The sequence below is a fragment of the Anaerocolumna sp. AGMB13025 genome (assembly GCF_029689925.1).
Taxonomy (GTDB): Bacteria; Bacillota; Clostridia; order Lachnospirales; family Lachnospiraceae; genus Anaerocolumna.
The window spans coordinates 3,560,688-3,582,581 of record NZ_CP121445.1; the positions used below are offsets into that span (position 1 = coordinate 3,560,688).

Genomic DNA, 21,894 nt, shown 5'->3' on the forward strand with positions numbered 1-21,894 from the left:
TGAACTATTTCTTCACAAAAATACTTAGAACAATTTCATTTAAAAAATATCATCCATGACATTTTAACAGTTTTTATATAAAAAGGAAACTATTATTTATTTCTAATCGAATTATAATTGACTTTTCAATCTATTTTGTTATGATTAAAGCAAAATCATGTTAAAGACAGGAGTTAAATGATGAAAAAAATAATAAAAGCAATACCATTCGTAATTCTCGCCCTACTGGCCGGTTTTATTTACTATTATGTCGCCCTCCCTGCAATAAATATACATTCGCCGGGCTTTTGGTTCTTTATTATAGGTGCCCTGGTAGTTATCTGTATTGTTGTTGCTATTACTTCTATTTATAAGGAAAACAAAGGACCCAGATATTCTGTATCAATCTTTCACAACAAACCGTTTGTTATAGCCATCTCCGTTACCGGTATTGTAATTGTTATTTATATTGTGGGCAGCATTATATCTTCTCCTATGATAAATGCAAATAAGTACCAAAAGATTCTAAAAATTAAAGATAGCAATTTTACCGAAGATATTAAGGAAATATCCTTTAATAAAATCCCTATTCTTGATAAAGATTCTGCTGCTCTGCTGGGTTCAAGAAAAATGGGCAGTATTGTTGAATATGTTTCCCAGTTTGAAGTAGGTAACAATTATACGCAGATAAATTATAACGGAGTTCCCACCAGAGTATCACCTCTGCTTTATGGAAGCTTCATTAAATGGTTTACCAACCGTTCTGAAGGTATTCCTGCTTATATGCAGATTGATATGACCACTCAGGATGTAAAGCTGGTAAAATTAACAAAGGGTATTCACTATTCCCAATCCGAATATTTTGGCAAGAATATCAACAGATATTTACGTTTTCACTACCCTACCTATATTTTTGATGATATTAATTTTGAAATTGATGATGAAGGTGTTCCCTACTGGATCTGTCCGGTTAAAGATTATACCATAGGATTATTCGGCGGTCAGACGATTGGCCGGGTGGTTATTGTCAATGCTGTTACCGGGGAATTAAAAAATTATGCTGTAGCCGATGTTCCTACTTGGGTCGACCGGGTATATTCCGCCGAACTGCTAATAAATCTGTACGACTATTATGGAACTTTAAAACATGGATACTGGAATACTGTTTTCAGCCAAAAAGACGCCCTTCAGACTACTGACGGATACAATTATATCGCACTGGATGATGATGTCTGGGTATATACCGGCGTTACCAGTGTATCCAGGGACGAATCCAATGTAGGTTTTGTTCTAATGAACCAGCGTACTGCTGAAACCAGATATTATGCTATCTCCGGTGCAGAAGAATATTCTGCCATGGCTTCTGCCGAAGGTCAGGTACAGCACCTTAATTATCGGGCTACTTTCCCGCTGTTACTTAATATCGGCGGTGAACCCACCTATTTTATCGCATTAAAAGACAGCGCAGGTCTGGTTAAAAAATATGCCATGGTTAATATCTCCCGTTATCAAATCGTTGCAATTGGCGATACGGTAAATGAATGCGAAAAGACTTATCTGGAACTTTTGAAATCAAATAATATTGATGTGCAGGATACTTCTAAGCTGCCAAAGGTGACAGGTTCCATATCTAAAATTGCAGAAGGTGTCGTAGATGGTAACTCCCATTATTATATCCTTTTAAATAATAATGACGCTATCTTTGACGTAGAAGTAGTTAATTTTATTAATATAATAAAGTACAATGTTGGGGATACCGTTACTTTTACTTATTCAGAAGGTACGGAATCCAATACGGTACTTGGGGTTGAGTAGTTAATAAACCCTATAAAAATCCCGGAGATGAAAGACAAGTATGTTTAGCCTTTTGCATCTCCGGGATTCTAGTTTTTATCCCTTACTTTGTATCTATATTTCCTTTATCCTGGAATAATAGCCTTTCATTTTCTGTATATAAGTCATAAACTGCAATTTCTTCTTAAGGCTTGTTTTACTCATCCGATCCGGATGCTCATAGTCACCTACAAAGGAGGTTTTTATAAAATGTTTGATACACTCCACATCCCTGGTCTTATCTAAGTTCCTAAGTCCCAGATCCAGGTTTTTTCTTATCCTTAACATAGCCTTGCTGTGGTCAATTGTCGTAACTAGTTTCCCGTCCTGAAAGATAAATTCGCGTACTGTTTTATAACCAAAACAAGGAATCTCTTCCCCTGTTCCGTAATTTTTAACCACAGTGTTCACGATAATAACGGCACCGGTGAATTTAATTGGAACAGAAACATTCGTATACCGCGCGGTTTCTATTCCCTTTTCAGAAAATATATACTCCGGTTCAATACCGTTAATCACTTTATATCCCCTGTCGGACGTTATAATCAAGTCTTTTAAATACAACTGATAGTCCTTTATTTCAAACGTGCTGTTGTACTCAAATGTCTGATCATCAGACCATATGGGTGATATTCCGAATATATCCGGTTTATATATTTCCTTTAACTCACATTTTAATATTAAAAATAATGTACCGTCCGAAATAATTGTGTCTTTTGCAGCCATACCTCATCTCCTAATAAAAGATCTGTTTTTATAATTCTGGATTTCTCATACACTATTATATCTTAATAATATAAAAGTGAAATTTGAAATTTATTTAAATATCCTTAAAAATCCTTTCTTAACTGGATGCTTTCAACACAATTATTCATAAGCATGGCAATAGTCATAGGACCAACTCCGCCAGGAACAGGGGTAATGGCACTTACATGGTCCACCACATCTAAAAAATCCACATCCCCGCACAGTTTATTATTCTCATCCCGATGCATGCCTACATCAATGACAACAGCGCCTTCTTTTATATATTCCTTATTAATGAATTTACGTTTACCGATGGCAACTACCAGGATATCCGCACGTTTTGCAACTTCTTTTAGGTTTTTGGTACGGGAATGGCATACGGTCACGGTTCCATTTTCACGCAAAAGCAGTAATGCCATAGGTTTTCCAACAATATTGCTTCTTCCGATAATGACGCATTCTTTTCCATCGATTTCAATACCGGAGCGTTTTAACAATTGTATGATTCCTGCAGGGGTACAGGATAAAAAGCCTTTCTGCCCAATGCTTAATGCTCCTACGCTTTGGGGATGGAAACCATCTACATCCTTTTCTGGTGATATTGTCTGAATAACCAGATCTTCATCAATATGAGCCGGCAGAGGAAGCTGAACCAGTATGCCATTGACATCTGTTCTTTCATTTAACTCTTTTACCAGGTTAAGCAGTTCTTCTTCTGTTGTCTTCTCCGGCAGTTCATACGCTAACGAGCGGATACCGATATATTCGCAGGCTTTCTTTTTATTCCCGACATAGACACTGGAAGCGGGGTCCTCTCCCACCTGGATAACCGCAAGGGTTATCTGAATTTCTTCCGATTGATATGCGGCAACTTTTTCTTTTAATTCCTCTTTTATATCCTGGGAAATCTTTTTACCATCAATAATTAATGCCATACTAACACTCCTATGTCTTATCATTTTATTCATAGGGGTTGGTCTTATCTGTTAGAAAGTCCCTACCAAACAACCCCATTGTTACGATGAAAGATTTTATTTATTTAAATCGCGGTAATAATTAATTAAACATCCCTTTTCAATAATTACTCTTTCGTCCTCAGTTAATTCACCTAGCTTTAAGGTAAATTCCTTCATATCTTTATTCACTACATACGCCTTAACTTCTGAGATTTTGTCCCGAATGGCTTTTTTTATGTCTTTTATAAAGATATAGTCTCCATGATCAAAGGGCAGTTCTTCTGTAAAGATAAAGGGAAGCATACCCCAGTTAATTAAATTGGAACGGTATCTCTTAGTGGCATATTCTTTGGCTATATTGGCAAGACCGCCAAGTACCTTCTGACAGCTTGCAGCCTGTTCCCTGGCGGAACCGTCTCCCGGTTTAACCGCATAAATTACGCTTCCGATCTCTGTCGCTTTGGCATCTGCCTTAAACTTAGTATGAATTGTTTCAAATACTTCTTTTAACTCTGCATTGGCACCATAGATATCTTCGCCGGCAATTCTTGCTTTTTCTGCTTTCTGAACTTCCTTTGCACGTCCTACATAAGCCGGGTCTTTTCTGGATAAGGTAAACTCCGCCAGACCTAAAGGATTAGAACGGTAGGAGGAAGTCTCACCAGAGGGAATTAATTCATCGGTGGTCGTAACCGGATCATGAATAACGGATACCACTTTTAGCACCATGTCTTCTGTTAAGTCAGACATAGCCGGCCAGTCAACAATTCCAGGTCCGAATTTAACTTCTGTGTCAGGATCCGGTCTGCCGGTTCCGTCATATACACGGTTTTCATAAATCTTACCATCAAAGAAATACTTCGGTTTCATAAATTCCATATCTATATTCTCAGCAGAGGTTAAATATCCTTTATTGGCAGCAGTTGCAGCAATGGATTTCGCATCCATAAGCGCAACGGAAGCCACCTGTCCACTGGTAACCTTAGAGCCTTCTCGGTTCGGGAAGTTTCTGGTGGTATGACGGATACTTAAGCTGTTATTAGCAGGAACATCGCCGGCTCCAAAACAGGGACCGCAAAAAGCGGTACGGATGGTTGCACCGGTTTCCATTAATTTAGCTATCGTACCGTTTTTAACCAGTTCCATGAAGATTGGCTGGCTTGCCGGATAAACACTTAAGGAGAATTCATCTGCACCGATATATTTGCCATTTAGAATATCGGCAGCATCACAGATGTTTTCATAACCGCCGCCGGCACAGCCGGCAATTACACCCTGATCAATGTATAATCTTCCATTTCTGATTTTATCCTGTAAGGTGTATTTAATCTGATTGTTACCAAGACTGATTAAAGCTTTCTTTTCCACTTCGGATAAGATATCGGACAGATTCGCATTTAATTCATCAATGGTATACACATTGCTTGGATGGAAGGGCATAGCAATCATTGGCTTTATTTCTGAGAGATCTACATAAATCATACCGTCGTAATAAGCAACCTTTTTCGGTCTTAATTCTTTATAATCCTCCGGTCTGTTATGTATTTCATAGAATTCCTTTACTGCCTCATCGGTTACCCAGATGGAGGACAGACAAGTAGTCTCCGTGGTCATAACATCAATTCCGATACGGTAATCCACACTTAAGTTTTTAATACCGTCACCAATAAATTCCATCACCTTATTATTTACATAACCGCCTTCAAACACAGCTCCGATAATTGCAAGGGCTATATCCTGTGGTCCAACACCTTTTCTTGGGGTTCCCGTTAAGTAAACACCAACTACCTCCGGCATATTGATATCATAGGTCCTTGATAATAACTGTTTTACGATTTCCGGTCCGCCTTCTCCCATAGCCATGGTTCCAAGTGCGCCATATCTGGTGTGGCTGTCGGAGCCTAAGATCATTTTACCGCCTCCGGCAAGCATTTCACGAGCAAACTGATGGATTACAGCCTGATGAGGGGGAACGTACACACCACCGTATTTTTTTGCACAGGACAATCCAAACATATGGTCATCTTCGTTAATGGTACCGCCTACCGCACATAAGCTGTTATGGCAGTTAGTAAGTACATAAGGCACCGGGAACTTTTCAAGTCCGCTGGCCCTTGCCGTCTGGATTATACCTACAAAGGTTATGTCATGGGAAGTTAATTTATCAAACTTTATCTTCAGTTTTTCCATGTTACCGGAAGTATTATGGGCTTTTAAAATGTCATATGCCAAAGTATTTTTAGCTGCCTCTTCTTTCGTACAAGTTTCGCCAAGTTTAGAGGAAAGTAAATCGGCAGATGCTATTTGTTCATCAATTATTTCAGCACCGTTTAAGACATAGGCACCTTTTTCATATAACTTAATCATATTCGTATCTCCTTCTTTGGTCTTTTACAAATAGAAATAAACATATTCCTAATCATAATATCTAAAGGTAAAATAATCAAGATTTTTTTATTAAATTTTAATAAATCCTTCATATTGTTGTATATTTATGCAGTCGTTTGTTTATCAAATACTTTCTTATATTTCTTTTTCACTTAAATGTAATAGGAAGCATCTTTATTCTACTATAATAAGAAGAAAATTACCACACCTATTCGTATACTGTTATTTTTTACTTAATTTTACACCGACTCTATTACTACATTTCTTTGTTAATAAAAGGGTTCAAAAACCGGAGAATAAAAAATGATTTTCCTGCCTTCGAACAAAGTGTCCGCTTACTGACACTTTCTCACCTGAACGGATTACGCAGTAATAAACTTCCTCTCTGGGAGGTTCACATCCATAGCGGAGAGTTTTTATGTAATAGGACGCAATTTTCTATTACAAAAAAGATGTATTCCCTGCCATCACTATGATTTGACAGAAAATACATCTTTATAACTTGATAGAAAAGGGGGTGATAGAATTATAAAGTAACACCCTTCTTAAATACAGCCATATCATGAAATCCAGCTTTCTCGGATTTTACCAATTCCCCGGAGGCAACGTTTAGGCAATACATAAATAATTCTTCAGCTAGTTCATCCTTTCCCTTGTCTTCCATCAAAATCCCGGCATTAAAATCGATCCAGTTTTTCTTTTTTTCATACAAAGCGGTGTTACTAGCTATCTTAACGGTTGGAACTGGAGAAGCAAAAGGCGTTCCACGTCCTGTGGTGAATAATACGATATGGGCACCGGCAGCTGCCAGCGCAGTTGCCGCCACCAGATCATTGCCCGGTGCACTCAACAGGTTAAGTCCTTTTGTTCTAACCATCTCTCCATAAGCCAGAACATCTGCAACTGGTGCGCTTCCGGACTTCTGTGTGCAGCCTAAGGATTTATCCTCCAAGGTAGAAATTCCTCCTTTTTTATTGCCCGGTGAAGGATTTTCGTATATTGTCTGGTTATTGTTTATGTAATATTCCTTGAAATCCTGAATCATGGCAACTGTCTTTTCAAAGAGCTTTTCACTCCGGCAGCGGTTCATCAGTATGGTTTCTGCGCCAAACATCTCTGGAACTTCTGTTAATATCGTAGTACCGCCTCTGGATATTAAAATATCAGAAAATGCTCCTGCTAAAGGGTTGGCAGTTATTCCGGATAAACCGTCAGAGCCGCCGCATTTAAGTCCGATAATTAATTCATCCACACTAATTTTTTCTCTTTGAAAGGTATGTGCATATGCAGCTAATTCCTCAAGTAGAGCAAAACCGGCTTCCATTTCATCCTCTGTCTCCTGGCATGTAAGAAACTTAACCCGCTTTTCATCATAAGTTCCAATATAAGGCTTTAATTCCTCTATATTGCTGTTTTCACACCCAAGTCCTAGTACGAGTACGCCTCCTGCATTGGGATGACGAATCAAATCGGCCAGGATGGTTCTAGTATATTCCTGATCCTCTCCCATTTGGGAACATCCATAGGGATGTGTAAAAGCCAAAATGTTATCAATATTACCGGTAATAAGGGTGGCTGCCTGTTTTTCCAGGGCTGAGGCTACTGAATTCACACATCCTACTGTAGGTATAATCCATATTTCGTTTCGGATACCGACTTTTGTGTCTTCTCGCCGGTATCCGTTAAAATATATCTTTTCCATAGTTTTTAATTCTGTATAATCGGGTTTATATTCATACGTTATGTTATTACTTAAAGCTGTCATCAGGTTATGGGTATGAATAAAACTTCCGGAACTTATATTACTTGCAGCCGTACCGATTGGATAGCCGTATTTGATAACCTGACCCCCTGCATCGATGTCCCTAATGGCAAATTTGTGGCCTGCCGGTATGGTTTGTGAAAGCAGAATATCCTTTTCTCCTATTTTTATTCCGGTACCGGCTTGTAATTCTTTTAAAGCAACTGCAACATTGTCTGATTTATGAATTTTTATATACTCCTGCATAATCGGCTCCTGTCTCTACCTGGTAACTCTTTGCAAAGCTTCCCGCATACCGTAAGTTTCAATTGTTTCAATATATAGCGTAACCATATCAGTCAAGGACTTGTATTTCACAATATCCCCGCCAAATAAAGCGTTTGATGCCAGATATGCCTCCACTAGCTTTCTGGTGGGAAGTTTTGCATGCTGTTTAAAAAAATCCAGAACAAAGTCATCATCCATTATTTTATAGCTTTCTCCATCTCTGTAACCGATTAATGCCTTCTCAGACTGCACATCACTTCTGTAAAAACAAATCAGAGCTGCCAGAGAAAAGGTTAAATGTAACGGGATCTTACCATACCTTTCCACATAATCACAAAAACTTGGTAAGCAGCGGGCTTTCCATTTTGAGACAGCGTTTAAGGAAATAGATAATAAAGAATGTTTGATATAGGGATTCTCAAACCTTTCTAGGACAGAATCGGCAAACATGATCAATTCTTCCCTGGGCAGGGGTAATGTAGGAAGGATTTCGTCAAATATGGTTTTGGTTATAAACTCTCTGACATTCTTATCCTCCATGGATTCTTTTACATAATCATTGCCGGCCAGATAGGATGCCAGTACAAAGGAGGTATGAGCCCCGTTTAAGATTCTTACCTTTCTATCTCGGTAAGGTCTTTGGTTATCCGTAAAAAGAACCGGAAGTCCGGCTTTATGAAGCGGAAATTCTAAGGAGATGTCCTTCTCACTTTCAATTACCCAGAGTCCAAAAAGTTCACCAGTAACCAAAAGAGCATCTTCATATCCCAATTCCTGGTAAATATCCGGTACTTCCTCTTTGGGGTATCCGGTTACGATACGGTCAACCAAGGTACTGCAAAATATGCAGGAATCATTCACCCAGTTTAAAAAGCCTCCTTCCAGTTTCCAAAGGCCGGCATACTTAAGTACACACTGCTTTAAAGTTCCGCCGTTATTTTCAATTAATTCACAGGGAATCAAGATAAGACCTCTAGTGGAATCTCCATTAAAATACCTATATCGTTCATATAAAAACTTCGTCAGTTTCCCAGGAAAGGTCCTTGGCGGATTTTCTTTAAAAGAATCCGTATCATCAAAAACAATTCCTGCTTCCGTTGTATTTGACACAATAAACCGTAAATCCTCCGATTTTGCGTAAGCACTGTACTTTTCGTACTCTGTTATGCTGTCAATGGCATCGGAAACGCTGGTAATAATCCGGTTTACCACTTTGGTTTCCCCGTCTTCCTTTCCTCTTAGAGAAACCGTATATTGGCAATCCTGTTTGTGAAAAGTCTCCAAATTACCGTAAGCAATGGGTTTGACAATAACTATATTTCCATTAAATACGCCCTGCTCATTTGCTGCGTCTATCATATAATCTACAAAAGCCCGTAAAAAATTACCTTCTCCGAACTGCAGTACTTTCACCGGTCTTTCTACTGCATTAGTTATGGATTTGTTTAAAGTCTTCATTAGAACCTCCCTGTTTGCGGATACTAGGATTATTGTCTCTCATTTTGTTTTATTTAGTACATGTAAGCGCTTACATTTATTTTACTTGTTTTTCCTATAAGTGTCAATATGTTTCTCGGGCTAACTTTATTCTCGGAATATCTTTTATCTGACCCCAAATTCATATATTATGAAAAAAGTACTATTAATTATGTTATATCCGGTATTGCCACCAACCTAAATCTATTGTATAATAGACTTAAGATAATTAGCAATTATGTAATACAAAATGTAAGCGCTTACAATTATGGAGGTGTTCTATGAATATTTATGATGTTTCTGAAAAGGCTGGCGTGTCCATTGCTACCGTATCCAGAGTCATTAACGGTAATCCAAGGGTAAGCGAAAAGACAAAGGAGAAAGTTCTTGCTGTAATGGGCGAGTTAGGTTATACCCCCAATGTTTTTGCCAGAGGATTAGGTCTTAATTCTATGAAAACCATCGGCATCATGTGTGCGGACTCTTCAGATCCTTTTTTAGCGAACGCTGTTTTTTTTATTGAACGGGAACTTCGTAAGAATGGCTATGATTCCTTTCTGTGCTGTACCGGTTATGAACTAAAAAACAAACAAAGTTATTTAAAACTGCTTCTTTCTAAGAGGATTGATGCATTAATCATTGTAGGTTCCTATTTTTTAGAGGCCAATCAAAAAGATAATTCCTATATTATAGAGGCAGCTAGCGAAGTACCTGTTATTCTTATGAATGGTGTTTTAAATAGCCAAAACATTTACTGCACGTTATGTGATGATTATCAGGCCGTCTATGACGCCACATCCTTGTTTCTTAACCAGGGACGTAAGGACATTCTCTTTCTCTACACTTCAAAATCTTACAGTAGTATACAAAAGTTAAATGGTTATAAAGCTGCATTGCAGGATAAGCTTCATACCGTTAACGAAAGCCTGATAAGGAACTGCCCCGGGGATATAGAGGATATTAAAACTCTCTTGCTTAACCTGGAGGAGGACGGACTTTTGTTTAATGCTGTTATTGCGGCAGAGGATCTGCTTGGCGTAGGCACTATAAAATTTGCAAAAGCAAGAGGAATTAAAATACCGGAAGAATTAAGTGTTATCGGGTATAATAATTCCCTGCTGGCCAAATGCTGCGAACCGGAACTTACTTCGGTGGATAATCATGTAGAGACGTTAAGTATATCCGCAGTCGGTACCCTGATGCGTGTATTGGATGGGCAAAATGTGCCGAATAAAACCACCATATCAAGCGAATTAATAACTCGAAATACAACAAAATTTTAATTTACCAGGAGGATTATCATGAAAGAATTTTTAGACCAGGATTTTTTACTGACAACCAGTACGGCAAAAGAGTTGTATCACTATTATGCGGCACATATGCCGGTAATTGATTACCATTGCCACATTAATCCCGAAGAGATTGCCAAAAACAAAAACTTCGAGAATATTACGCAGCTTTGGCTTGGGGGTGATCATTATAAGTGGCGGCTCATGCGGGCCAATGGAGTAGAGGAAAAATACATAACCGGGGAAGCCACAGACCGTGAGAAATTCGAAAAATGGGCAGAAACACTGCCAAAAGCCATCGGCAATCCCCTCTATCACTGGAGCCATCTGGAATTACAGCGTTATTTCGGGTATACCGGAATCTTGAATCCAGGTACTGCTGAAAAAGTATGGAATCTTTGCAATGAAAAACTGAAAAGCCCTTCTATGACCGTGCAAAACATTATTAAGCAGTCCAATGTTGAAATCCTTTGTACCACGGATGATCCAATCGACTCCCTGGAATGGCATAAATCCCTCAAAGAAATGACGGACTTTGATGTAACGGTCCTCCCTGCTTTTCGTCCCGATAAAGCCCTGCATCTTGAAAAACCTGAATATTGTGATTACATAAAACAACTTTCTGCAGCAAGCAAGATACCCATTCATAATTTTGCCTCCCTTTGTGAAGCACTTGTTAATCGTATTAATTTCTTTGATTCTATGGGCTGTAAGATATCTGACCATGGTCTTGATTATATTATGTATCAGCCTGCTGCGACAGAAGAAATCGAAGCCATTTTTGCCAAGCGGTTAAACGGTACGATTCCAGATGCTTTGGAGCAGCAAAAATTCAAAACTGCTTTTATGCTCTTTGTTGGTAAACAGTATCATAAGTTTGGCTGGACCATGCAATTACATTACGGAACGAAACGAAACAATAATTCCCGTCAGTTTAGAGAATTAGGACCTGATACCGGATTTGACTGTATTAACAGCTACTCTTCTTCAGCACAGATGACAGATTATTTAAATGAATTAAATCAATCAGAGGAATTGCCAAAAACCATTTTATACTCCTTGAATCCGAATGATAATGAGGTGATCAATACCGTAATCGGGTGTTTTCAGGATTCCAGTGCAATAGCCAAACTTCAGCATGGCTCTGCCTGGTGGTTTAACGATCACAAAACAGGTATGACGCAACAGATGACTGCACTAGCCAATGTAGGACTTTTATCAAACTTTATTGGTATGTTAACCGATTCAAGAAGCTTTATCTCTTATCCAAGACATGAATATTTCAGAAGAATTCTTTGTGATTTAATCGGTAAATGGGTAGAAAATGGGGAATACCCTTATGATAAAAAAACGTTAGGACAGATTGTAAAAGATATATCTTATTATAATGCGAAACGGTATTTCGAATTTTAATTTGCTTCTTTTTGATTCCTTTACGTTTCGTATAATTATCGTTAATTTACAATGAGCTTTGGATGCTATAAAGAAAGCATGAATTATGAAATATTTCACAAGCTTTTTGTTCTTCATCTGATTCAATCATAACGATTTCATGTGGTAAAGATAATAACCCGCAAGCTTCTGACAGATACCCGTCAAAGAGGATTGGTTTATAATCTAAGCTACATGAGTTTGTTAGAAGTTGATATCAGATTTAGTATGATGCACTTGGGAACTATTTCATAATCATGCTTTCATGATAAGTTTCATTTGATTTACTAATCTAAATCAATTGCGCTTGTCGGGCAGCTATCACGGGCATTTTCCGCTTCTGCCAGTTTTTCTTCCGGAATTTCTTCATCAATTGCATGTGCATATCCATCATCACCCATACTGTAAACATCCGGGCAAATATTCGTACATAATTCACATGATATGCAAAGATCAGGATCTACTTTTGATTTCATATTGATACCCAATGCATATCGCAAGTTTACTTGCGATACTGCCACATAATAATATGTGAAACAAGTTTCACTGGTTGAAAGAATCGTATTGTGGCACCTTTCTATTTTTATTTTTTCTTCCAACCTCTGAAAGAATCGTATTATGGCATCCTTTCCATTCGTATATTCCTTTCTGCTTCAACCCCTAAATGAGATGACCCTTTACAGGTAATGTTCCCATTTTTTCTTCCTATGTATTATTAGTCAGTACTGGTTAAGTTATACATATTGTATTAAAATTTTCGTTAAGAATCAATTTAATGAAATGGACTTTAGAGCAATCTTATTTATAATACTTATTATATTTTATAATGAGTACCTATTATTTAAATTAATTACAAAACAGAAAATTTTTATTGTATTGGGCAGCTCTCTATAGTATAATATGCAGTTGAATAATAAACCTAATTTACGGAGGTGCTTATGAAACATCTGATTAGTCCACTTGACTTATCTGTTTCCGAGTTAAAGGATATTTTGGATTTAGCGGGAGAAATTATTGAAAATCCCAAAAAGTACGCTAATGTGTGTCAAGGTAAAAAGTTAGCAACTTTATTCTATGAACCAAGTACAAGAACCAGATTAAGTTTTGAAGCTGCCATGCTAAATCTTGGCGGCAGTGTTTTAGGTTTTTCTTCTGCAGATTCCAGTTCTGCTTCAAAAGGTGAAAGTGTTGCCGATACGATTCGTGTTATTTCCAGTTATGCTGATATTTGTGCTATGCGCCATCCAAAAGAAGGTGCTCCCTTAGTTGCTTCTATTTATTCTTCCATTCCAGTTATCAATGCCGGTGACGGCGGTCACAATCATCCCACACAAACACTTACTGATTTATTAACAATTCAAAAGCTGAAAGGACGGTTAAATAATCTTACCGTTGGTTTTTGCGGGGATTTAAAGTTTGGCCGAACAGTCCACTCTTTAATTAATGCATTGGTACGCTATGACAATATTAATTTTGTATTGATTTCACCGGAGGAATTAAGGATACCTGCTTATTTAAGGGAAGAAGTCTTGGATACCTGCAATGTAGCGTATAAGGAAGTAAAAGTTCTAGAAGAGGTTATGCCGCAGCTGGATCTGCTTTACATGACCAGAGTCCAGAAGGAGCGCTTCTTTAATGAGGAGGATTATATCCGCTTAAAAGATTCCTTTATCTTAGATGCCCAAAAAATGGCATATGCCAAAGAAGACATGCTGGTACTGCATCCTCTGCCAAGAGTGAATGAAATCTCAACGGAGGTTGACAATGACCCCAGAGCCGTATATTTTAAACAGGCTGAGTTTGGTGTTTATGTAAGAATGGCACTCATTATGAAATTATTGGAGGTAGAATCATGCTAAATATAGGCGGATTGAATCAGGGAACTGTAATAGACCACATTGAAGCCGGCGGTGCCATGAAAATCTATACTTACCTTAATTTAGAGAAGCTGGATTGTAGTGTAGCTATCATAAAAAATGCCAAGAGCAATAAGATGGGAAAAAAAGATATTATCAAAATTGAGGGGCATTTAGATATTGATCTGGACATACTTGGGGTTCTGGACCGTAATATTACCATCAATATAATAGAAAACGGTCAGATTACCACAAAACGTAATTTGAATCTTCCAGAAAAAGTAACAAACATAATAAAATGCAGAAATCCCAGATGTATAACCTCAATCGAGCAGGAACTTCCTCACAGTTTTAAATTAACAGATAAAACAAAAGGTGTATACCGCTGCGTTTACTGCGAACAAGCCTTCAAACGGAACTAATAAATAATACCAATAGAGCTGATTAGTAGTCAATGATTAACAACCACTCATTAAAACTAATCAGTTCTATTGTATATAAACCTGGTTCTTATGTATTTCTGATTTGGTATCTATCTCTGCTTTAATGTCTATTTTTCAGCTTTGGTCTCCTTCTCTGCTTTGGTATCAAACTCTTTTTGGTGTCTAATTCTGTTTTGGTATCTCACTCTGCTTTGGTATCTGATTCTGTTTTGGTGTCTTACTCTGCTTTGGTATCTGATTCTGTTTTGGTATCTTACTCTGCTTTGGTATCTTACTATGTTTTGTTATCTCACTCTGCTTTGGCATCTCTTATACTTTAGACATTTTAATAATTTTAGTAATCTATTTACTATAGAAAGCTATTAATGATTTGGGGTTTTTCCCTCTCATAAACTTTCTATTCTGTCCTTTACAACGCTCCAGTCAATGTTTTTCATAAAATTATTTATGTAAGCTGCTTTATCATCAGCATATTGAAGAAAATATGCATGTTCATACATATCCAGTACCAACAAGGGAATGGACATGACAACATCGCCATAATCATGAAGGTCAAGACTTAAGTTTCTAAGACGATCGGAACGGGGGTCATAACTTAAGACTACCCATCCCCTGCTGGCTTTCGCTGTTGCCACAAAATGCTCCTGCCAACGTTCATAACTGCCAAAAAACCTGGTTAAAAAGTTTACTTGTGCATCATCCGGTTCATTATTTGCAGAACCAATATTCTCAAAATAGAATTCATGGAGTATGACACCATTCAGTGCATAAGTTTCTCCCCGTTTTACTCCTCTGAAATAACTGTAAGTAGCATTAGCATCTGCAAGATGAGGATCATCCTCTAATAATTTGTCGATTTCATTCATTTTATTAATATACCCCTCATACAATCTCATATGTGCTTCAAACTGCGCTTTGTTTATCACGGTAACATCATCCGAATATTCGAAATTCAACTTCACAAATTCCATAAAAATAAACCTCCGGCATATACATAATTTACTATAATATATGTATACGCAATAGTTGGAGGTTTATTATTATCTATATAAGTGATTCAGTTATTTTATTAAATATATTTTTATTATTATAGATAGATTATCTATTAATTCGCAGAATTTTTACCTCATTGCATTACTCAGAACTTTCCCAGTTTTATAATGGATCTATATGGACTCTAACGTAAAAATTGATTCCATTAAAATACTGGTAAAATACAAGTCCTCCACACGTACCTCTATCATTCTAGCCATTTAAAAGCCTAAAGAAGGAACAGGTGTGATGTAATATGAATGGAGGGTACTATAGTAAAAGCCCTTGAATCTGCTGAAAAATCATTACAAGATATCTTGATATGTCAATTAATAGTTCTTATTGTAAGAAGGATTATCATAACTCTTGGGTTTCATACAAATCTCGTTCTGTTCCGAAAAAGCATTTAAAATAATCCGGTAATTACTCCATCTTCCTTTACATCAATTCCTTCGGCAGCCGGTTTTTTAGGAAGTCCCGGCATAGTCATTACTGTTCCGGTAATGGCTACTACAAAGCCGGCACCTGCGGATAGATATACTTCACGAATATGAATATTAAAACCTTCCGGACGTCCAAGTTTTGAAGGGTCATCTGACAGGGAATATTGATTCTTTGCCATACAAACCGGAACCTCTTTATAGCCTAACTCCTCGATGTGAGCTATTGCTTTATCGGCAGCAGGGTCATAGGAAACAGTACCGGCACCATAGATCTCTCTGGCAACCGTTTCAATTTTTTCCTTAAGGGATAAGTTTAATGGATAAAGGGGTTTGAAATTACTTTCTTTGGTCTCAATTACCTTAAGCACCTTATTCGCAAGGTCAATTCCACCTTCACCGCCTTTTTCCCAAACTTCGGATAATGAGAATTCACAGCCTTTCTGTTCACAGAACTCTTTTACATAATTAAGTTCTGCGTCTGTATCCGTGATAAAGCGGTTTAAGGTAACAACAACGGGAACACCATATTTTTGAAGATTTTCGATATGCTTTTCCAGATTTACTATACCTGACTTTAAGGCCTCCAGATTTTCTCCGGACAAATCTTTCTTTTCTACTCCACCGTTGTATTTTAAAGCACGTACCGTAGCAACTAATACAACCGCACTAGGTTTTAAACCGGCACTTACACATTTGATATCAAAGAATTTCTCTGCTCCTAAATCAGCGCCAAAACCCGCCTCCGTAACTACGATATCTGCTAATCTAAGCGCTGTTTTTGTTGCTCTTACACTGTTACAGCCATGGGCGATATTAGCAAAGGGTCCGCCGTGAATAATAGCCGGGGTATTTTCCAAAGTCTGGATTAAATTCGGTTTGATGGCGTCCTTAAGAAGGGCTGCCATGGAACCTACTGCATTCAATTCTCCTGCGGTAACTGGTTTTCCATCGTAGGTATAGGCTACAATAATTCTGCTTAATCTATTTTTTAAATCTTTTAAATCATCGGCTAGACAAAAGATTGCCATGATTTCAGATGCAACCGTTATGATAAAATGATCTTCCCTTACAACTCCATCCGCTTTTCTGCCAAGTCCTACAACAATGTTACGCAGAACTCTGTCATTCATATCAAGACAGCGTTTCCATACAATTTGATTCGGATCAATATTTAAGGCATTGCCTTGCTGAATATGATTATCCATCATAGCCGCCAGTAAATTATTGGCTGAGGTTATCGCATGGAAATCTCCGGTAAAATGGAGATTTAAGTCTTCCATAGGAACTACCTGGGCATATCCGCCGCCAGCTGCTCCTCCTTTTATTCCAAAACACGGACCAAGGGAGGGTTCTCTTAATGCAATTACAGCTTTTTTATTTAATTGTCCTAATGCCTGTCCGAGTCCCACAGTAGTGGTGGTCTTCCCTTCTCCGGCAGGTGTGGGATTAATTGCAGTTACCAGTACCAGCTTACCCTCCGGATTGTCTTTAATCTTATCCCATAATTCATCAGAAAATTTAGCCTTGTATTTTCCATAATAATCTAAATCCTCTTCCGTTATATTTAACTTAGCAGCTACCTCTTTAATATGCTGCATCTTTGCTTCCTGAGCGATCTGTATATCGGTTTTCATAGGTATAAGCCTCCTGATAATATGATTAATGTTACCAAAATATATTATATCAAAATATGAGGAGAATAAAAGGCTAATATTCATTATTATTTGAAATTAAACTTATTAATAAATATGTTTTGACCTATCCTTAAGTACGCGGTATAATAAACTAGAATAACCCCTTTCTAATTTAATGGAGTACTGTGTTAAATTTAAGACCCGGTTATTTATCAATCATACCGGTTAACAAAAACAATAGATTGGAGACAACATGAAGGACAAATATAATACGGTAATTTTTGATATGGACGGCACACTTTTAAATACTTTGGAAGATTTAACTGACAGCGTAAATTACGCTTTAAATATATCCGGTTATCCGGTAAGAACTATAGATGAAGTCAGACAGTTTGTTGGAAACGGCGTAAAAGTCTTAATGAGTCTGGCGGTTCCCCAGGGAACTTCCATGGAGGATACTCTTAAGTGCTTGGAACGATACCGCACCCATTACTCAAACAATATGCAGAATAAAACCAGACCATATGACGGAATTATTGATATGTTAAAGTCATTAAAAGAGAAAAAAATCAATCTGGCCATCGTATCCAATAAATATGACTCTGCTGTCAAAGCTTTATGTCAGGATTACTACGGTGAATATATTAAGGTTGCTATCGGTGAAAGCCAGGACGTTGCCAAAAAGCCCGCACCGGACAGTGTTTTCGCAGCTCTGGAACAATTAGGGGCTTCTGCGGAAGATGCAATCTATGTCGGTGATTCGGATGTGGATGTTCATACTGCTCATAATGCAGGATTAAAATGTGTAGGAGTTACCTGGGGATTTCGAAACCGTGAACTCTTAGCATCGGAAGGAGCAGATTTTATCATTGACAGACCAGAAGAATTAATCGATTATCTGGTATAGTTTTATTTCCAGTTTGGTATTTTCTCTTTGCTTCGTCAGTTTCGTATCTTCTCTTCGCTTTGCCAGTTAGTTATTTTCTCTAAATTTACCAGTTTGTATTTAGAATTTTACCGATTTATTCAATCTGTTTTTTACATTGTTATAATCATAGTTAAACTCTTTTTCCAAAATCCATGAAAGTGAAAGACTGTATTTACCTCTACTAAGTATCATGGATTTTGGTTTTTTATGCTGTTCTTACTCAAATTTTATTAAATATAAAACAATGCTAAAACCCTGCCGAAAGCTCCTACTAACCGCTTTTTACCGGTTGGAATTTGTGTTTGGTATAATAAAGACAATCCGGTTATAACCACCTCTTGTTTTCCCAGTAAATCAATGATTAAGGAATCAATCGATTCTGATCCCTTGGAAACAACGATGTTTCTCTGACATTGGATTTATTTAAGAGACACATGGTAAATCGCTCCAGACCCATTCCCAGTCCTCCATGGGGTGGCATACCGTATTTATGAATCATAAGATAACTCTCAAACGGTTCCGTATTCATATTACGGTTATTCATTTTTTCTATCTGCTCTTTATAATCATGGATACGCTGTCCTCCAGTTGTCACTTCCACTCCGCGGAATAACAAGTCAAAGCTTAAGGTAAATTCTCTGTTTTCCGGGTCTTCCATCGCATAAAAAGGTCTTTTAGCTGTCGGATAGTGGGTTACAAAGATAAAATCACTGCCTGTGGTTTTCTTAACAATTTCACATAATAAGCGCTCTTCCTCTGGTTCAAAGTCACCCATATCTTTTATTTCCCTGTGATAAGTACTGCTCACCAATTCCTTTGCTTCGCTAAATCTGATCGCCGGTATCTCATCAATGTCTGGAAGATTTACTTTCAACAGTTCGATCTCCGGTGCATAATTCTCTTTTAAATAATTCATTATTTCATAAAGCATACTAGTTTCCATTGCCATAATCTCAGAAAAGCTTTCGATATACCCCATCTCAAAGTCCAGTCCCATATATTCATTTAAGTGCCTGCTGGTATCATGTTTTTCTGCACGGTATACCGCTCCGATTTCATAAACTCTGTCATAAACACCTACCATCATTTGTTTGTAAAATTGAGGACTTTGTGCCAGATATGCCTCTTTTCCGAAATAGTCCAGTTTGAAAATATTAGCGCCGCCTTCTGCTCCCGCATACACGATTTTGGGACTATGGATTTCAGTAAATAATTGCTCCTGCAGAAACTTTCTTGCTCCTATACAGATTCCTTCCTGTATTTTAAAAACAGCACGTTCTTTCTCATTACGTAAAGTAATTGGTCTGTAATCTAAAATTGTATCCAAGGAAGCAGCGATTTCCTTGTTATTAATTACTACCGGTACCTCATCTTCGGGCTTTGACAATAGGGTTATATCTATAATCCTGATTTCATAGCCATTTTTTGAGCGGTTGTCTTCTATTACTTCACCGGTTAAACGGATACAGGAATTTTCCTTTAATTCATTGATATCAAATTCTGTATACTCTTTACTATATACACATTGTACCAAAGAACGTTTCATACGCAGTATTACAAATGCAAAACCACTCATACTCCTGATTTTGTAAACCGATCCGGTAATGCTTACGGGTTTTCCTATGAAGCCGATTAATTCTTCTGCTTCTGTATTCATTTTTATATTTCTGGAAATTTTTATCATTTTTAATCCTCCTGGAAGTAATTTTTAGTTAAATTTATATTTCAATCAAAAAAATATATTTTATTCCCGCTTAATTATCTATCACAAAACCAAAAGGGATACTAGTTTTATCATAGTATATCTGTTATTTACGTTTGTTCTTATCCATTCCAACATAATCTGTATGCTGCATAGTATCACAACCCTTCAAATAATAATTTTCAACCAGCTAAAAAAGCCGCACTGATATAATAAAATAAATTATCATACCAATGCGGCTTTCATACTTATCGTTATAACTAACAATAGGAATCAAATTTTTAACACCAACATAGGTACAAGCCTTTTAGCGCTTATACCCATGGAAAAAACCACAGCTATAAGCGCCGAATATCGTCGTCCCTGTTAAGTTGGCAGTGAAAGAATTGATTCATAGGTAACTCCTTTTTCTACAACATTCAAAAAATTATTTCACATATACTATCATATAGTTCAAAATATGTCAATATGAAATTAATAATAAATATGAAACTAATAATAAACATAAAATATGAAACTAATAATAAATATGAAACTAATAAATAATAATAAATACCTGTTTATTATCATTATTATCATTACTGTCATTAACGTAAACTCAGGATGTTTAACTAATGTTCGATGGTATTAATTTCCATTTTACATAGCAATCTTCATCAGGTTCTCCCACCTCTATTTCTTTTGGAACACCACTGTCTTCCATTGTATAACCTAAGAGCTCCTTTGATTCGGATTTTAGTAAAATTTCCGGACAGTTATCATACCATTTTTCTAAACAATTCTTAATAAATTCTACATCCAGATTGTTTGTCATAAATTATCACCCTAATTTCTTGACTTTATATAATCCAAATATAACCCTACCAGATTGATATCTGTACACTGATATAACATTCTGGCACCTACTACATCTTCAATTTCATTAAATATCAATTCACCTTGATCACCGATAATAAAGTCAATACCAATCATACCAATATCAAATAAATTCATAATTCTGTTTACCAGACTAATTTCATCAATAGACAGGTCATAAAGTCTGACTTCCCCACCTAATGAGAAATTTGATTTAAAGCCTTCTTTGGCTGTTCTTAAAACGGCACAAATAATCTTGTTACCGATAATATACACTCTTAAATCCTGATGTCTTGAGCCGGTTAGCGGCTGTATAACAGCATCGGCACCTTTCAGTTGCTTCATAATATCTTCTGTATAAGATTCTACTTCTGTAGTATCTCCTGGTTCTATTAAAAAAACCTGACTTCCGCCATGACCAGCTACCGCTTTCACTACAGTTGGGATTTTAATATCTGCTAATTTACTCCGAAGGAAAGAATTCTTGCAAAATTCAGAATCCACCATGGGTATTCCAAGCTGTGCCACATACTGATAGGTTTTCGCCTTATCATTGCAGATTTCTGCCAGGAAAGAATTATTGAATACCGGTATTCCCATTAACTCAAGTTGTTTATTCAGTAAGGGATAAATCGTTCTGCATATGGCAAAATCAGGGTGGTTTACCGCTTCCTTGTTACAGGTTATATACCATTGACCTGCCTGAATACCGAATTCTAAGTCTTCTGCCAGAATTAACTGAATCAATATATTCCGTAGTTTTCCTTCCTCTATATAGAATTGAATATAATTCTTATTTTTTTCTATATCTTTCTGGCTGTATATTAACCACCCGATCATACTAAACTCCATCTGTGAGCCTCCCACACCTAT

The 21,894-nt window shown here is 37.1% G+C and carries 18 protein-coding genes; 6 read left to right on the plus strand and 12 right to left on the minus strand.

The window, feature by feature from the left end:
• Nucleotides 1-177 precede the first annotated feature (177 nt).
• Entirely contained in the window at nucleotides 178-1,794 is a 1,617-nt protein-coding gene (locus tag QA584_RS14605) for a tripartite tricarboxylate transporter TctB family protein (RefSeq protein ID WP_442870335.1), read from the plus strand.
• 93 nt (nucleotides 1,795-1,887) lie between these two features.
• Here the strand turns inward: QA584_RS14605 and QA584_RS14610 are convergent, their stop codons facing one another.
• The 5 genes from QA584_RS14610 to QA584_RS14630 all read right to left on the minus strand — a co-directional run bounded on the left by QA584_RS14610 (nucleotide 1,888) and on the right by QA584_RS14630 (nucleotide 9,390).
• Nucleotides 1,888-2,538: a hypothetical protein gene (locus QA584_RS14610; RefSeq protein WP_278269776.1), complete on the minus strand. Its 651-nt coding sequence runs from the start codon at nucleotides 2,536-2,538 to the stop codon at nucleotides 1,888-1,890.
• 104 nt (nucleotides 2,539-2,642) lie between these two features.
• Nucleotides 2,643-3,494, minus strand: coding sequence for a bifunctional methylenetetrahydrofolate dehydrogenase/methenyltetrahydrofolate cyclohydrolase FolD (gene folD, locus QA584_RS14615; RefSeq protein ID WP_278269777.1), 852 nt, complete (start codon nucleotides 3,492-3,494; stop codon nucleotides 2,643-2,645).
• Between the two features lie 96 nt (nucleotides 3,495-3,590).
• On the minus strand, nucleotides 3,591-5,882 hold the full coding sequence (locus QA584_RS14620; RefSeq protein ID WP_278269778.1) for a hydratase: 2,292 nt from the start codon (nucleotides 5,880-5,882) through the stop codon (nucleotides 3,591-3,593).
• Between the two features lie 547 nt (nucleotides 5,883-6,429).
• Nucleotides 6,430-7,911, minus strand: a complete 1,482-nt coding sequence (locus QA584_RS14625; protein WP_278269779.1) for a UxaA family hydrolase — start codon at nucleotides 7,909-7,911, stop codon at nucleotides 6,430-6,432.
• 15 nt (nucleotides 7,912-7,926) lie between these two features.
• A complete protein-coding gene (locus QA584_RS14630; RefSeq protein WP_278269781.1) occupies nucleotides 7,927-9,390 on the minus strand; it encodes a tagaturonate reductase in 1,464 nt (487 codons plus the stop codon).
• 299 nt (nucleotides 9,391-9,689) lie between these two features.
• On the opposite strand from QA584_RS14630, the gene QA584_RS14635 reads away from it, so the two are divergent.
• Complete coding sequence (locus tag QA584_RS14635; RefSeq protein ID WP_278269782.1) at nucleotides 9,690-10,691, plus strand: LacI family DNA-binding transcriptional regulator; 1,002 nt, start codon at nucleotides 9,690-9,692, stop codon at nucleotides 10,689-10,691.
• 18 nt (nucleotides 10,692-10,709) lie between these two features.
• Entirely contained in the window at nucleotides 10,710-12,110 is a 1,401-nt protein-coding gene (gene uxaC, locus QA584_RS14640) for a glucuronate isomerase (RefSeq protein WP_278269783.1), read from the plus strand.
• A 305-nt stretch (nucleotides 12,111-12,415) separates the two neighbouring features.
• On the opposite strand, the gene QA584_RS14645 is transcribed toward uxaC, so the two are convergent.
• A complete protein-coding gene (locus QA584_RS14645; protein WP_278269784.1) occupies nucleotides 12,416-12,604 on the minus strand; it encodes a ferredoxin in 189 nt (62 codons plus the stop codon).
• A gap of 462 nt (nucleotides 12,605-13,066) precedes the next feature.
• Here QA584_RS14645 and pyrB point away from each other — a divergent pair, with 462 nt between their 5' ends.
• On the plus strand, nucleotides 13,067-13,987 hold the full coding sequence (gene pyrB / locus QA584_RS14650) for an aspartate carbamoyltransferase (protein ID WP_278269786.1): 921 nt from the start codon (nucleotides 13,067-13,069) through the stop codon (nucleotides 13,985-13,987).
• A complete protein-coding gene (locus tag QA584_RS14655; RefSeq protein ID WP_278269787.1) occupies nucleotides 13,981-14,406 on the plus strand; it encodes an aspartate carbamoyltransferase regulatory subunit in 426 nt (141 codons plus the stop codon). The genes pyrB and QA584_RS14655 overlap by 7 nt, the downstream gene beginning before the upstream one ends.
• A 183-nt stretch (nucleotides 14,407-14,589) precedes the next feature.
• On the opposite strand, the gene QA584_RS14660 is transcribed toward QA584_RS14655, so the two are convergent.
• The 3 genes from QA584_RS14660 to QA584_RS14670 all read right to left on the minus strand — a co-directional run bounded on the left by QA584_RS14660 (nucleotide 14,590) and on the right by QA584_RS14670 (nucleotide 17,536).
• Nucleotides 14,590-14,733 (minus strand): hypothetical protein, encoded by a 144-nt coding sequence (locus QA584_RS14660; protein WP_278269788.1) that lies wholly within the window; start codon nucleotides 14,731-14,733, stop codon nucleotides 14,590-14,592.
• A gap of 80 nt (nucleotides 14,734-14,813) precedes the next feature.
• Nucleotides 14,814-15,398, minus strand: coding sequence for a superoxide dismutase (locus QA584_RS14665; RefSeq protein ID WP_278269789.1), 585 nt, complete (start codon nucleotides 15,396-15,398; stop codon nucleotides 14,814-14,816).
• A gap of 467 nt (nucleotides 15,399-15,865) precedes the next feature.
• Entirely contained in the window at nucleotides 15,866-17,536 is a 1,671-nt protein-coding gene (locus QA584_RS14670) for a formate--tetrahydrofolate ligase (protein ID WP_278269791.1), read from the minus strand.
• A 253-nt stretch (nucleotides 17,537-17,789) separates the two neighbouring features.
• Here QA584_RS14670 and QA584_RS14675 point away from each other — a divergent pair, with 253 nt between their 5' ends.
• A complete protein-coding gene (locus QA584_RS14675; protein ID WP_278269792.1) occupies nucleotides 17,790-18,443 on the plus strand; it encodes an HAD family hydrolase in 654 nt (217 codons plus the stop codon).
• A gap of 382 nt (nucleotides 18,444-18,825) precedes the next feature.
• On the opposite strand, the gene aspS is transcribed toward QA584_RS14675, so the two are convergent.
• The 3 genes from aspS to QA584_RS14690 all read right to left on the minus strand — a co-directional run bounded on the left by aspS (nucleotide 18,826) and on the right by QA584_RS14690 (nucleotide 21,873).
• Nucleotides 18,826-20,148, minus strand: coding sequence for an aspartate--tRNA(Asn) ligase (gene aspS, locus QA584_RS14680; RefSeq protein WP_278269793.1), 1,323 nt, complete (start codon nucleotides 20,146-20,148; stop codon nucleotides 18,826-18,828).
• A gap of 625 nt (nucleotides 20,149-20,773) precedes the next feature.
• Nucleotides 20,774-20,980: a hypothetical protein gene (locus QA584_RS14685; protein WP_278269794.1), complete on the minus strand. Its 207-nt coding sequence runs from the start codon at nucleotides 20,978-20,980 to the stop codon at nucleotides 20,774-20,776.
• An 11-nt stretch (nucleotides 20,981-20,991) separates the two neighbouring features.
• On the minus strand, nucleotides 20,992-21,873 hold the full coding sequence (locus tag QA584_RS14690) for an ATP-grasp domain-containing protein (protein WP_278269795.1): 882 nt from the start codon (nucleotides 21,871-21,873) through the stop codon (nucleotides 20,992-20,994).
• Nucleotides 21,874-21,894 lie beyond the last annotated feature (21 nt).